Here is a 13,206-nt window from a genome sequence, read left to right as displayed (position 1 = left end):
TCATGGCAGAGCAGAGAGCCAACCATTTAAACTTCGATCATGTACAGAACGTATTTGGTAAAACGGCCGAAAATCTTGATCAGGCCCTGAAAAGCAAAATATCGAGCATGGACCCGAACAATACCAAAGACATGGTGGAGTTTCAGGTTGAGTTCAATAAATACATGATTATTGAGGGTTTGAGATCCAGCATCATCAAATCCATCAAAGACACACTCCAGAGTATTATCCAGAAGTTGTAAGCCGGGTAAACAGCAAGAGGCCTGAAACATGACCGATGAAAAAATAATCAAAACCCTGGCAGATGTAGGCTTTATGGCCTCCAGCGTGGGTATGTCAAAACATGCTTTCGGTATTTTCAGCGCTCTGGAGAAAGCCAGACCTGAGAGCATCCTGCCTACTCTGGGCTTTGCCTTGACCTTCATTAATAAAAAGATGAATCAGGAAGCCCTCGAGATTCTTCATAAGGAAGCCATCCCAAAAGATCCTGACAACCCGACGGTTAAAGCCTTTATCGGTATGGCTCTGATGATGGAAGGAAGAAATAAGGAAAGTGAAGATTACCTGACCACGGCCAACAAAGAAGGTGACCAAGAGACCACCATCATGGCCAAAGAGCTATTGGAGAACATCAGAAAGGGTTAAGTCTTTCTCTCCCTGTCAGCCAACGCTTCCAAAACCCCATGCCTGAGCTCTTCAGGCATTCCTTCTCCCGCATTGATATGTTGCTCAAACCAACCTTCAATCATCTGCTGAAAGGCATTCAGGAATCGATCCCTGAGCTTGTGATCCGTCAGGCTGGCAATCAACTCTGACTGTTTTTCTATGGTATTTACAGAAAAGTAATGACGACTTATTTCATCCAAAGTTCCATCGTATCGCTGGACAAATACCCCGGTCTCTCCAAGCTTTCTGACAAATTCACGCTGCTCCAGAGCCAGCCACCCATCCGTCACCGAATCAGCCAGAACACTGACCGGCTCCTGCCACGGAGCATCAAGCCAGCGCTGACTGACCTCGGCGGCCAGCGTGATGCGCCTTGCCAGACGCAGAAAATAACCTCTGCGGCGCTCTCTGGAAATATCCTGCAACTCTCTGGCGACATGAAGGTCACGAAACTGTTTGCGAGCCTCATTGAGATTCCAGCGCGGCTGATACCTCACCTCACAGCCTGCCATCGACTTCAGGTAATCACACCACTGCTGTGAATGTTGAGAAATAGCAGACACTGAACATCGAAAGCCTTCCACAAACGCTTTGCTATATTGAGAGGCCACTGACGGATGACGATTATCCAGAGAGTGTCGACCCTCTTCCATCAGCAGGTGATCCAGAAAAGGAGTGATTTTTTGCGGTTGTTCCGCCACCAGCTCACCATTTTCCAGTTTGACGGAACGGTAATGAGTCTGACAGGTATGGAAATTTTCCCAGATTTTCATCAAACCGGTCTGGCCCAGGCTGGAATCCCGAATGCCTCTTAAAAAACCCAGCTCGGGATTTTGCAACTCTGCCTGCAATTGCATAATCACAGCACTGTGCAGTGCTGTCTCAGCATCAATAAGGTAAGGCTTGTTACCATTGACATGAAGATTTTTGCTGTGAATATCTGCCAGACCCGACATAAGACAGAAGCCGCCCGCCACACCCATGCGACGATGGTAAGTTTCTGGATCATCACACTCAGAAAGAGTTTCCGGAGCAATAAACTCAACATAACCGTAGGAAGACTTATTCAATATCCTGAATACACCCAGAGCTTCCGAGTCCTGCAACCAGCCATTCAGTGACTGGGCCATGCTCCGCTTATCACCCAGTAATAACTGGTCAATGGCAAGATCCCTGAGTTTGTATACCAGGTGCTCACCATTGTTAAACGCCAACTGGTAAACGGGCGATCCAGCATCTGATTGCAAATGACGAATAGAAATCAGACCAGAAGCCAGTTTACGGCTCTCTCCAAGCTGAGGGCTCCCTGAAAAAAAGTAATGATTGATCTCTGACAAGTCCTGCTTTACCCGACTCAGCAATGAACGGATCACTCTGACTTGCTGGAAAAACTCTTTCTGAATGTTTCGATACCAGTGAGGATAGGCTTCAATCAGTGTCTCCATCCCTTTGGATTCCAGTAGCTTTAGCACTTCACCGTAGCTGGTCAATGTGTGATCTTCTGCAAACCAGCCAATAGCCTGCAGCAACCTGTCATCCATCCATTCAATGACTGACTGGGCAATGGATTGAATCAAGCTACTTTCTGAACCCTCTTCAGAACTATCAATGTCATTCACATAACTCTGAATGAGTTGGACGTATTGAGTGATAACGGGCTTGATCCATTTGGATCTCAGCTGCTCGGGAAAGACCAGGCCACACACCGGGCAGGGATCTTCAACCTTGAACCAGTCCGGTAATCCGGGGAAAGAGGGCTTGCGCCCCTCTGCCTCATCGGAAAAAGAGACCAGCTGATACTTCAACATCCAGGATAATAAAAATAATAAGGTCTGCCTTTCAGGAAACAGCTTCTGCATGTTGCTGACGCTTTGAGGTGTCACCAGTTTCCTGATCACCTCTCTTATTTCGTTTTTATCAAGGAGATGATTCAGCTGATTGAAAAAGAAACCTCTCTCCGACATCAACAAAACCCGGAGACCTCTGTCGGTGGCTACAAGGAAGTCCGTTTCCTGCAGAGCCACAGACGCATAATGCCCAAACACGTCCTGGTAGGGCATACCCACTGCCCTACCCTGATGATGTCGTATTCTTGATGCTTCCAGCCTCAAATCGTCTACCAGCCGGTGATACTGATCAATCAGCAAAGGCCAGCTGAAGGTTTCATTCACCCTCCGGATGGCCGCATCGGACATTTCTTTCCGGGTAGATTCATCCATTAATAATGTCGACAAGGCTGTTTTCAACGCTTCTATATCTACAGCGACTCCCTGAGCCTGAATCAGCTGAGCCTGAGTTTTGCTGACAAGGCTGAGAGAACGGGAAATAGCATCATGGTCAGCCGAGGTGGTTTTGATCAGGAAACCTTCCTGCCCGGAAACAATCAAGTCTCGATAACCATTCCAGTCTGAAAGAATCACCGGAATACCTGCCCTCATTGCTTCTAACGGAGCCAGCCCAAAGCTCTCCTGAACATTATCTGCAAGAGAAACAAACACATCCGCTTCAGCCAGCAACTGCTCCCGCTTCTCATCATCAACGGTGAGTTCAAAGCGAATACAATCTTCAAGATTAAACTCATAGGCCTGAGCCAGTAATGAGCGAACATATTCGCCGGAGGCATCACCAGCCCCAGCAATCACCAACTGAAACCGGGAAACGGTTCCTTCCTCAAACAGATCATTCAATGCCAGTAATAATGGATGAAGGTCCATTTTATCGGCTGCTGATAACCTGCCAAGACAGAGCATCTGAAGCACATTACCTTCTCTTGAAGGAACAGCCTCTTGTCTGGCCGGTTCAATACCCAGTGGAATGAGACTCACTTGCCCACGATAGGGAACAGCCCTACCCACAGTATCACTGACACTGGCACTGGCCGAAGAGATCAGACGCTTCATCACAGTTTTCTGAGCTGTGGAACTGCAGAGGATGGAGTCACAAGGTTTAACGGGAGAGAAGATCAAATCCCTGACCCGGGATAAACGGGCATCATCACTGAGACTGTGAGCCCTGCCAGTGATAGGAAATATACTGGACGCATGTCTTTCTCGCAGAGCGGCCAGGTCTGATATGTAGGGATCGCCGCAATGAAAAACGCTATAAGCATGCCTCTGAAAACAGGAAGGCAGGTCATGAACCGGCAGAATATTGATATTTTTACCCGCCCCGTACTGGTGCAGGTATTCTTTCCAGTCTTGCCTGAAAGCAGGAATCTGCCCTTCATGAAGAAACAGATGCAGTTCGTTAAAACGGCTGTATCGAATCACCGCCTTCAAAAAGGCTTCATTGGCCTTACGGAGTCCGTTATACCCATCGATTGAGTTCTCTGCCCAGGTGACAAGACAACCGAATAAAGAATGATTAGAAACCGGATCCATCATGGCATGATCATCGTTGGCATGGTCGGCATAACAGTCTGCTCCTGACCGACTTCTTTGAGGTAATACTCAAAGTTATTGGCAAACTCAGCCAGAGCTTCCTCAAGGAGGTTGTCATCCATCCCCTGAAGCGGGCGGGAGTAATGTAAAGCTAACGCATCTTTCTCAGGCTCTATGGACAAAATAACCCGCTGGGTAGTCGCCAGACCCACAGTTTTGGTCATCAGATTTCGGAGGATATTTTCCCGATCTTTTTCACCAGGTGGCAGCTGGGCAATGACGCCATGGATAAAGAATCGCCCATTGGCCTGAAAACAGGTGAACTCAATGCGGCTGTCGATGGTGAGGTAATAGCGGTTATCGCGAAAGTCCAGTTCACCCAGCTGATTATTGCGGGCAACGGCTTTCATAAGATTGTCGAAACTCATAGCTTCCCTGCTCCGGGTGAAGGCATCCATGCCTTCTGATGGGGTATTAATTACAGTTTACTATGAAATACTGTTTCGGCAGGTAGCGGAAAAAATCTCCCGGGATTATAACTTGTAAATACCGTCTGGGCTTATTCTGCCACCAGGTGATCTTCAGATTTGGCCATCTGCCCGGGGGACATCTTGCGAAAGACAAGCACAAGCAAAATAAAACCGGCTCCGGAAGCAAGAAAGCCCATGATTGAAGAATCCGTCAGCCCCATCACCAGATAGCCCAGCATAGCCACAACAGCAATACTGAGGGCATAAGGAAGCTGAGTCATCACATGATCAATGTGGTGACAGGAGGCCCCTGTAGACGACAGAATCGTGGTATCGGAAATCGGTGAGCAGTGATCGCCAAACACCGCACCGGCCAGAACAGCGGCCAACATTGGCAGAATCATGGCAATATCTGCTGCTGCAGCCATATCTCCCGCTATGGGCAACATGATGCCGAAAGTGCCCCAGCTGGTGCCGGTTGAGAAAGCCATAGCGCCGGAAACCACAAACAGGATCAGAGGTAAATAGCCAGTATCAATCTTCGAGCTGCTGACCAGGTGAGCCAGGTACTTGCCGGTTTCCAGAGAGCTGATGATATCCACCAGCACCCAGGCCAGCACCAGAATGTAAATGGCAGGCAGCATGGAGCGCGTACCTTCCACAATCGCCTTACCCCAGGTGGAGGCATCCAGATTATGGCTGAGCATTCTGATCGCCGTGACCAGAAGGCCAGCAAGACCGCCATAGATAAGCGAATTGACCACATTGGTGTTTTCAAAAGCGCCCAGAATAGAGAATGGCGTACCGGCTTCCTGAAGCGCAGAAGCGCCCGTAGCAATCAGGAAAGCGGTCGTCGCGATCACCAGAGAGAGAACAGGAATCACAAGATCGGCAACCGTTCCTTTTTCACTGCTACTGATGGCCTCAGAAGATCCCGGAGGTGTCCCTTTTCGGCTGTCATACAGTTCACCGGCTCGGGCACGGCGCTCATGGGTCCGCATGGGACCAATGTTTAAATCCATGGCCGCAGTACAAAACACCAGTGCCAGAGCAAAGACAGCGTAGAGATTCATCGGCACCATACTGACAAAAGCACCAATAGCAGTGACATCGGTCACTTCATGGGCCACCAGAATAGTGCCAATCAGGGCAATGATGTAGGCACCCCAGCTGGAGACAGGTGTAATGACACAGACCGGTGCCGCCGTTGAGTCAATCAGGTAAGCCAGCTTGGCTCTGGAGACACCCTGACGATCTGTCATGGGACGACCAATATTGCCAACGGCCAGTGCATTGAAGTAATCATCAATAAAGATAATGATACCCAGCAGCACAGTCACCAGTTGTGATCCCTGCCGGGATTTTACTCTCTGACGAGCCCAGTCACCAAAGGCTCTGGCGCCACCAGAAACATCTATCAGAGTGGTAATGATGCCAAGTATCACCAGAAAGAACAGAATAAAGACAGTGCCTGTATTGAGACCATTATCCCAAAATATCCCGGCAAAACTGTTAAGCAGGTAAGAAAACGTTCTGCCGGCGCTGAAGTCAGTCAGCAGCAGCGTACCGGCAAGGATACCTGCGCCAAGAGAAAACAGGACGTGACGAGTCAGAATCGCCAGGATAATAGCCACTGCCGGAGCGACTAATGACAGGGATGATGTGCTGTAACTGAGTAATTCCATAAATACTGATCTTTTGGGTGAACACGTCCGGAGGGCAGAATATTCATGACTGCCGACTTTAAGCTTAATTCACGAGACAGGATCAGGAGGGCAATGGATTGAAGCAGAATACGACCGGATAGATCCCGTATCTGCCTGTTGCTGAGCAACCTGCCTTTTGGGCAAAGTCCTTCAGAAACGATTGTCCAGTAGCGCTCCACAGTAAAAAACTGTGACAATGATACACCTCTTCGATGTACCACCAGCAGATGAGTTTGACGACGACTCTGCTTCGGCACCTTTTCCTTTCATCCGGCTCTCTGTCCTGGTCAATCCAGGACATTCGGAGTCACCCTGCTACGGATTACTGATAAACGGTGCGCCTCTACTTTTAGCCCTGACCCATGGATTCCATGGACCAATGGCTGATTATTGTGGGTAGTTCCTGTGCATTTGCAGGGAAGCACCCTTTCACTCATAACCGCTCTCTAACAAGCTCTGTAACCTGAAGCGAATCCGGCTTATGGTGTTTATTAAGAGGATCACAGGCAGAAGTGTAGCGACAGCATCCTGCCACGTCACCCCTGCTGATGGGCGGTAATTATGCACATCGCTGGATGATTGACAATTGTGAGATATAGTTAGTGAGGTTTTGCTCTTTATGGAAATAGATTCTTCACGTTCTCATCTCATCCGGCGCTCCTGGGTTTGACAAACTTTGAATTACTGCAGGGTCACAGCGATTATCACAGGGGAGTAATTCATTATGTTCAACCCAGTGCACCCCGGCGAGGTTCTCAAAGAATCTTATCTGGAGCCACTGAATATCAGCGTAACGGAGGCTGCCAAGCATCTGGGAGTTGCGCATAAAACCCTGTCTGAACTCGTTAACCAGAGATCAAATGTCAGTGTAGAGATGGCTTACAAATTAGCTAAGGCTTGCAATACCTCCCCTAAGCTGTGGCTGAATATGCAGGTTAACTACGACCTCTGGCGCAACAGGGATATGGACAAAATCCAGATCGCTGCCTTTGCTTGATGACTAAGACAATTTCTCTGGTTCCCACACACCAGAGTTTAATCATGGCTTTTGCATTCCGAGGTATTTTTGAGCATCCCGATCAAATGAATAGATTTGTTCGCAATCGGCTTTTTGACACTTTATTGTGATAAGACAGTCGTTTAATTTCGGCTTTGTCTTTTTATAGAGCCTCAAGGCAGCTTGCATATCGGATGCATTTTCAACAATTAACTCTTTAGTCGTCAGAAGGCTTTCTAAAATGGCAATCAAGTCGGTTTTTTCCAGCTTATAGCCTCTTTGCAGAGTGAAATAAACCTCCAGCATAACGGGCTCTGTTACGTAGCCCTGATATTCAGGTGTGAGTTGCTTAAATAATCTGGAGGCCTGTTTGGACTGAGATGGGTGATCCTGGGTCAGAAATCGGAGCAAAATATTGGTATCCAGTCCAATCATACTGCTAACCTTTGATCTTGTTCGTCGCCGTTATCCTTTCCGGAATACCCCTCTGAAATACAGGCTTTGATCTCATCGTCCGAAAGACTTATGTTTGTCTTAACCGCTCCACACAGCGACATAATGCTGAGGTTTTTGGGAGCAATTTGCCAAGTGCCGTCTTCCTGCCGGATGAACTCAAGCTGGTCGCCTTCACTAAGGTTCATATCTGCTCGCACTTTGGCAGGTATAGTGATCTGACCTTTTGATGTTAATTTAGCTGTGGGCATGGCTGTACCTCTATGATTCCTTAAATTCCTTACATTATAGTAAGGAATTTTTTGGAAGTTCTGTTTTTAACTCCTTCCGATGCTGCTTGTGAGAATGCCCTACGCTATGATTTCTTCGGTTCCCAGGCTCCAGCATGGTAACCAGGCACAATTCACCGGGATTCATAATGTCTATATAGCAACCCTTCCAGTCTCCAGGGCTATCGCCCAGTCCAAGCGATTTCTCTGCTTTGCTGCCTGAACAGCACTCTCATATTTATATGGAATTCTCATATGTTCAACTTGCCAACCAGATGAAGTACTTTCAACAATGCAGTACGAAGCCAAATTGGAATAGTTTTCCATTTTGTGGGGAATTGGCTCATCATCAAAATAGGCGGGTAATCCAACGCTTCCGGGGTTTACAACAAGCTGGCCGTTACTGAGCTGCACAGAGCGTGGAATGTGGGTATGACCACATAAAATCAATGATTCTTTGACCCCTGTCAGTAATCCCAGGATTTCTGTGTCTGATCTCACTCTGGCATAACCTTGAGTAACATCCTCAAGCATGTAGACCAGGTCATTGTCTGGAGTGCCGTGACAGATGAAAACATCATTATCCAGAGATTTTGCTTCTGGTAATTCCCTCATCCATTGGAGTGGCTCTTTACCCAATTCGGACAAGATAAATTGCATTGTTGGATTTGAAGAGATCTCTGATTCTGTAGCCTGATAAATTTGACGGTCCTGATTCCCTCGAATCGTTATTACTTCTTCTGTTTGGAGAAGATCATAGGTCTCTCTTGGAGCCAATGGGCCATATAAAATATCTCCAAGATTTATAAGGCCATCAACGCCCTTGCGTTTTGCATCCAAGAAAATGGCTTCCAAAGCCCATACATTGCTATGAATATCAGAAAGTACTGCAAATTTTTTCATATTCTTGGTTCTGCAATTTACTCAAATGTTTGATTTGGCCATGTAACAGCTTACTTGCCGACTCAGTTTCGCATAACACACTTAGTGTGAAAACCAGAGTTTTTCGGCCCCCTGTGGAGCGTGAGAACAACTCAAAAAAAACGGCTCATCCTTCGACAAGCCGCTCCATTTCACTTAACCGGTCAATCCGATGCTATTCCCACTCAATCGTCGCAGGTGGCTTGCTGGATACGTCGTAAGTCACCCGGGAAACATGCTCTATCTCATTGATGATCCGGCTGGAAACCTTCTCCAACAGTTCATAAGGCAGGTGGGCCCAACGAGCCGTCATAAAGTCGATGGTTTCTACCGCGCGTAAAGCCACCACATACTCGTAACGACGACCGTCACCAACCACACCTACGGATTTAACCGGCAGGAAGACAGCAAAGGCCTGACTGGTCTTGTGATACCAGTCGGCTTTATGCAGTTCTTCAATAAAAATGGCATCTGCCTCACGGAGAATATCGCAGTACTCTTTCCTGACCTCTGCCAGTACCCTTACGCCCAGACCCGGGCCGGGGAATGGGTGACGATAAACCATGTCATAGGGCAGTCCAAGCTCAAGACCAATCTTGCGCACCTCATCCTTGAACAGTTCACGCAGAGGCTCAACCAGCTCCATCGCCATATCTTCAGGTAAACCACCCACATTGTGGTGTGACTTGATGACATGGGCCTTGCCAGACTTGGCGCCTGCTGATTCGATTACATCAGGATAGATAGTGCCCTGAGCCAGGAACTGGACATTATCCAGGGCAGCAGCCTGCTGATCAAAGACTTCAATAAAGGTGTTACCGATAATTTTTCGCTTGGCCTCAGGGTCCTGAACACCTCTTAGCTTGTCCAGAAAAAGCTCTTCAGCATCAGCGCGAATAACACGTACCCCCATGTTCTCAGCGAACATGGCCATCACCTGATCACCTTCATTCAGACGCAGCAGACCATTATCGACAAAGACACAAACCAGCTGATCACCGATAGCCTTGTGCAACAGCGCTGCCACAACACTGGAATCCACACCGCCAGAAAGACCCAGCAGTACGGTTTTATCACCCACCTGTTCCCGAACGCGGGCAATGGCATCCTCAATAATTTGTCCCGGAGTCCAAAGCTTTTGGCAGCCGGCAATATCAATGACAAAACGTTCCAGGATGCGACCGCCCTGTTTGGTGTGAGTCACTTCGGGGTGAAACTGGACACCATAGTATTGCTTCTCTTCACAAGCTATGGCTGCAAAAGGACAGGAATCGGTAGAAGCCGCTACCACAAAGCCTTCAGGCAGCTGGGAAACCTTGTCGCCGTGGCTCATCCAGACATCCAGACTCAGACGACCCTGCTCATTCACATGGTCTTCAATGCCATCGAACAGTCTGACCTTGTTTTCCAGATTCACTTTGGCATAACCGAACTCACGCAGATTTGAGGTCGATACCTTGCCACCCATCTGCCCTGCCATAGTCTGCATGCCATAGCAGATACCCAACACAGGAACCCCCAGATCAAAAACAGCCTCCGGCGCGCGAGGCGAAGCATCACCGGTCACGGATTCAGGCCCACCGGAAAGAATCACCGCCCTGGGGGCAAACTCGACAATAGCCTGCTCATCCATATCATAGGGATGCAGCTCACAATAAACGCCTATCTCACGTACACGACGGGCGATCAGCTGTGTGTACTGGGAACCAAAATCCAGAATCAGAATTCGTTCGGCGTGGATATCCTCTAACATGTGTCTTCTCAAAATTAGATAACTGCTACGACAAGCAACAAGCGGTCTTCGAGGTGGATGAAGGCCTGTTACTGATACGACATTCGTTAAACTGCGGATGATAGAGCCAACAGTTCAAGGGATAATCAAATTAACCCACCCGGTAATTGGGTGCTTCTTTGGTAATGGTTACATCATGGACATGAGACTCTTTCATACCCGCATTGGTCACCCGAACGAACTCAGGCACCGTGCGCATGGTCTTCATATCTGCCGAGCCGGTGTATCCCATTGCAGCACGCAGACCGCCTACCATCTGATGGACAATGGCATTCAGCGGCCCTTTGTAGGGTACACGACCTTCAATACCTTCCGGGACCAGCTTCTCGGCACCGGCTTCCGCACTCTGGAAGTAACGATCACTGGAGCCGGAAGCCTGAGCCATGGCACCCAGAGAACCCATGCCACGATAGGCTTTGTAACTTCTGCCCTGATACAGTTCAACTTCGCCGGGAGCTTCCTCGGTACCTGCCAGCATACTTCCCAGCATGACCGCACTGGCACCCGCTACGATGGCTTTAGCCAGATCACCGGAGAAGCGAATCCCGCCGTCGGCAATCACCGGAATACCCGTTCCTTCCAAGGCTGCCACAACGTTGGCTACCGCAGAAATCTGCGGTACACCGATACCGGTCACGATGCGAGTAGTACAGATTGAGCCGGGACCGATACCCACTTTCACACCATCGGCACCTGCATCAGCCAGGGCCCTGGCTGCTGCACCGGTAGCAATATTACCGCCAACAACCTGAACCTGTGGATAGGTTTCCTTAACCCAGCGAACCCTCTCGATAACCCCTTTGGAGTGACCGTGAGCGGTATCAACGATCACAACGTCAACACCAGCATCGACCAGAGCAGCGACTCGCTCCGGGGTTTCAGGTCCGGTACCAACTGCCGCACCCACTCTCAGCTGACCATGGGAATCTTTACTGGCGTTAGGGTAGTCCTGGGCTTTCTTGATATCTTTTACGGTCATCATACCGACCAGATTAAACGCCTCATTAACCACCAGCACTTTCTCGATACGATGTTTATGAAGCAGCTTGCGAACGGCCTCCTGGTCAGTTCCTTCCTTCACAGTGACCAGTCTCTCTTTAGGGGTCATGATATCAGCCACAATCTTGTCCAGATTGGAGACAAAACGAACGTCACGGCTGGTGACAATACCGACCAGATCACTGCCATCCAGGACAGGAACTCCGGATATCTTATGACGACCGGTCAGTTCAAGAAGATCTCTGACCGACGCTGCCGAGTCAATCGTAATAGGGTCCTTGACCACACCACTTTCATGCTTTTTGACCTTGCGAACTTCATTAGCCTGTTGAGCAACAGTCATATTCTTGTGAATGATGCCAATCCCACCCTCCTGAGCCATGGCAATGGCCAGACGAGCTTCAGTCACGGTATCCATGGCTGCCGAGATCAGGGGGATTTTCAGCTCGATTTCGCGAGTCAGTTTTGTGGTCAGAGAAACATCTTTGGGGAGAACTTCTGAATATCCGGGCAGAAGCAGGACGTCATCGAAAGTGAGGGCTTCTTGGGCGATTCTCAGCATTACCTGTTACCGATCCGAGTGTATTGAGTGGATGGAAAGAATCCAGAGGATTATACATCAAGATCATTATCAATAAAACAGAAAATCCATTCAAATAGTTTGAATGCGCATACAAAAATACCAAGAGGCGGCTCAAGATCTTTTTCCCTTGAGAAATCAGGGTATAAGAGGGTAGCACCCCGGCAATATCAGCCGCGAACAGTACACAAACGGACACCGACTCAGATTTTGAGAATCCGGACTATCGGCTGGTCTGCCAAACAAGATAACCGACACAGTACATGAGTTTACGATTATTGATCATCACCCGAAGGTGTTGTTTCAAGAAACGTTTGGTATTTTCATCAGGATTTTTGCAAAGCTAAACGACTGACTGTTGCCTAAATTGAAAAGTGTCATCAATGCGTTAACCCCATTCTGGAAAAAGCAGACTCAGTGGACATCCCTTTGGTTACTTTTGACTCTGATGTTAATTCTGATATTCCAAAAACATGTATCGCAGCTCACAATAAAAAGACAGGACCAATGGCCCTTGAAACCTTAGCTGAGATCATTAGAGATCAGACAAGTTAGCCATTATTTTTCGCAATGCCTGCATTTCGTCTGCTACTAATTGCATTGAAAATTTTGTTAAGCAGATCAAAAAGAACTTCCCATCTATCGAGCTGATTAGTTTTCTTTATTCAAATAGAGAACCACAAAAAGTAATGAACCAGACAATGAAAACTGTTCTTATCAGTCCTGACCTGAAACCAATTTATGCCAGTAATAAGTGGTACTTATTCAGATGTAGCCAGTGCTAATCAAAGCCGATGACTGGCTGGAAAAATCAAGTTAGCTGGTTTTGATGTCGTTGATGCCGTCATTAACTTGGTTTTAACGTTCCGCAGGGACTCATTATTCAGGATACCCATCATAATGACTTCCTTGACCTTACGAACTTGAATATTGAGAAGGTAATCCATGTATCTCCAAAACTTGTAAACATTAG

At 48.1% G+C, this 13,206-nt stretch carries 12 protein-coding genes and 1 riboswitch; of the genes, 3 read left to right on the top strand and 9 right to left on the bottom strand.

Translation table 11 applies throughout. From position 1 onward, the window contains the following. The first annotated feature begins 2 nt into the window (after window positions 1–2). Window positions 3–242, top strand: coding sequence for a type III secretion system needle filament subunit SctF (sctF, locus tag ACOJUO_RS18540; RefSeq protein WP_422133423.1), 240 nt, complete (start codon window positions 3–5; stop codon window positions 240–242). Between the two features lie 28 nt (window positions 243–270). After that, the gene (locus ACOJUO_RS18535; protein WP_422133422.1) at window positions 271–645 is read left to right on the top strand and encodes a tetratricopeptide repeat protein; all 375 of its coding nucleotides are present in this window, start codon (window positions 271–273) and stop codon (window positions 643–645) included. Here ACOJUO_RS18535 and ACOJUO_RS18530 read toward each other — a convergent pair. The 3 genes from ACOJUO_RS18530 to ACOJUO_RS18520 all read right to left on the bottom strand — a co-directional run bounded on the left by ACOJUO_RS18530 (window position 642) and on the right by ACOJUO_RS18520 (window position 6,201). Further along, window positions 642–4,049 carry a DUF4135 domain-containing protein gene (locus ACOJUO_RS18530; protein WP_422137771.1) on the bottom strand — a complete coding sequence of 1,136 codons (3,408 nt, stop codon included), beginning with the start codon at window positions 4,047–4,049 and terminating at the stop codon, window positions 642–644. The genes ACOJUO_RS18535 and ACOJUO_RS18530 overlap by 4 nt on opposite strands. After that, the gene (locus ACOJUO_RS18525; RefSeq protein ID WP_422133420.1) at window positions 4,046–4,474 is read right to left on the bottom strand and encodes a CesT family type III secretion system chaperone; all 429 of its coding nucleotides are present in this window, start codon (window positions 4,472–4,474) and stop codon (window positions 4,046–4,048) included. Before ACOJUO_RS18525 ends, ACOJUO_RS18530 begins: the two co-directional genes overlap by 4 nt. Window positions 4,475–4,605: 131 nt before the next feature. Beyond that, on the bottom strand, window positions 4,606–6,201 hold the full coding sequence (locus ACOJUO_RS18520) for a Na+/H+ antiporter NhaC family protein (protein ID WP_422133419.1): 1,596 nt from the start codon (window positions 6,199–6,201) through the stop codon (window positions 4,606–4,608). A gap of 181 nt (window positions 6,202–6,382) precedes the next feature. Next, window positions 6,383–6,576: riboswitch (Lysine riboswitch) on the bottom strand. Between the two features lie 370 nt (window positions 6,577–6,946). On the opposite strand from ACOJUO_RS18520, the gene ACOJUO_RS18515 reads away from it, so the two are divergent. Further along, window positions 6,947–7,219: a HigA family addiction module antitoxin gene (locus ACOJUO_RS18515; protein WP_422137770.1), complete on the top strand. Its 273-nt coding sequence runs from the start codon at window positions 6,947–6,949 to the stop codon at window positions 7,217–7,219. A 42-nt stretch (window positions 7,220–7,261) separates the two neighbouring features. On the opposite strand, the gene ACOJUO_RS18510 is transcribed toward ACOJUO_RS18515, so the two are convergent. From ACOJUO_RS18510 to ACOJUO_RS18485, 6 genes are all read right to left on the bottom strand, one after another. After that, the gene (locus ACOJUO_RS18510; protein WP_422137769.1) at window positions 7,262–7,654 is read right to left on the bottom strand and encodes a PIN domain-containing protein; all 393 of its coding nucleotides are present in this window, start codon (window positions 7,652–7,654) and stop codon (window positions 7,262–7,264) included. Further along, window positions 7,651–7,923 carry an AbrB/MazE/SpoVT family DNA-binding domain-containing protein gene (locus ACOJUO_RS18505; RefSeq protein ID WP_422137768.1) on the bottom strand — a complete coding sequence of 91 codons (273 nt, stop codon included), beginning with the start codon at window positions 7,921–7,923 and terminating at the stop codon, window positions 7,651–7,653. The genes ACOJUO_RS18510 and ACOJUO_RS18505 overlap by 4 nt, the downstream gene beginning before the upstream one ends. Before the next feature lie 171 nt (window positions 7,924–8,094). Next, window positions 8,095–8,844 (bottom strand): metallophosphoesterase family protein, encoded by a 750-nt coding sequence (locus tag ACOJUO_RS18500; protein WP_422137767.1) that lies wholly within the window; start codon window positions 8,842–8,844, stop codon window positions 8,095–8,097. A 193-nt stretch (window positions 8,845–9,037) separates the two neighbouring features. After that, complete coding sequence (guaA, locus tag ACOJUO_RS18495; protein ID WP_422137766.1) at window positions 9,038–10,615, bottom strand: glutamine-hydrolyzing GMP synthase; 1,578 nt, start codon at window positions 10,613–10,615, stop codon at window positions 9,038–9,040. Window positions 10,616–10,745: 130 nt separating this feature from the next. Then, window positions 10,746–12,215, bottom strand: a complete 1,470-nt coding sequence (guaB, locus tag ACOJUO_RS18490) for an IMP dehydrogenase (RefSeq protein ID WP_422133414.1) — start codon at window positions 12,213–12,215, stop codon at window positions 10,746–10,748. An 803-nt stretch (window positions 12,216–13,018) separates the two neighbouring features. Next, window positions 13,019–13,180, bottom strand: coding sequence for a hypothetical protein (locus ACOJUO_RS18485; RefSeq protein ID WP_422137765.1), 162 nt, complete (start codon window positions 13,178–13,180; stop codon window positions 13,019–13,021). Window positions 13,181–13,206 lie beyond the last annotated feature (26 nt).

The sequence above is a fragment of the Endozoicomonas sp. ALC020 genome (assembly GCF_049275935.1).
Lineage (GTDB): Bacteria > Pseudomonadota > Gammaproteobacteria > Pseudomonadales > Endozoicomonadaceae > Endozoicomonas_A.
This window is presented reverse-complemented; position numbering and strand designations above follow the sequence as displayed.

Coding starts and splice junctions, on each gene's coding strand:
- ACOJUO_RS18500 (WP_422137767.1), bottom strand. CDS start 8,844: ATGAAAAAATTTGCAGTACTTTCTGATATTCATAGCAATGTATGGGCT.
- ACOJUO_RS18485 (WP_422137765.1), bottom strand. CDS start 13,180: ATGGATTACCTTCTCAATATTCAAGTTCGTAAGGTCAAGGAAGTCATT.
- ACOJUO_RS18510 (WP_422137769.1), bottom strand. CDS start 7,654: ATGATTGGACTGGATACCAATATTTTGCTCCGATTTCTGACCCAGGAT.
- sctF (WP_422133423.1), top strand. CDS start 3: ATGGCAGAGCAGAGAGCCAACCATTTAAACTTCGATCATGTACAGAAC.
- guaB (WP_422133414.1), bottom strand. CDS start 12,215: ATGCTGAGAATCGCCCAAGAAGCCCTCACTTTCGATGACGTCCTGCTT.
- ACOJUO_RS18515 (WP_422137770.1), top strand. CDS start 6,947: ATGTTCAACCCAGTGCACCCCGGCGAGGTTCTCAAAGAATCTTATCTG.
- ACOJUO_RS18530 (WP_422137771.1), bottom strand. CDS start 4,049: ATGATGGATCCGGTTTCTAATCATTCTTTATTCGGTTGTCTTGTCACC.
- ACOJUO_RS18525 (WP_422133420.1), bottom strand. CDS start 4,474: ATGAGTTTCGACAATCTTATGAAAGCCGTTGCCCGCAATAATCAGCTG.
- guaA (WP_422137766.1), bottom strand. CDS start 10,615: ATGTTAGAGGATATCCACGCCGAACGAATTCTGATTCTGGATTTTGGT.
- ACOJUO_RS18520 (WP_422133419.1), bottom strand. CDS start 6,201: ATGGAATTACTCAGTTACAGCACATCATCCCTGTCATTAGTCGCTCCG.
- ACOJUO_RS18535 (WP_422133422.1), top strand. CDS start 271: ATGACCGATGAAAAAATAATCAAAACCCTGGCAGATGTAGGCTTTATG.
- ACOJUO_RS18505 (WP_422137768.1), bottom strand. CDS start 7,923: ATGCCCACAGCTAAATTAACATCAAAAGGTCAGATCACTATACCTGCC.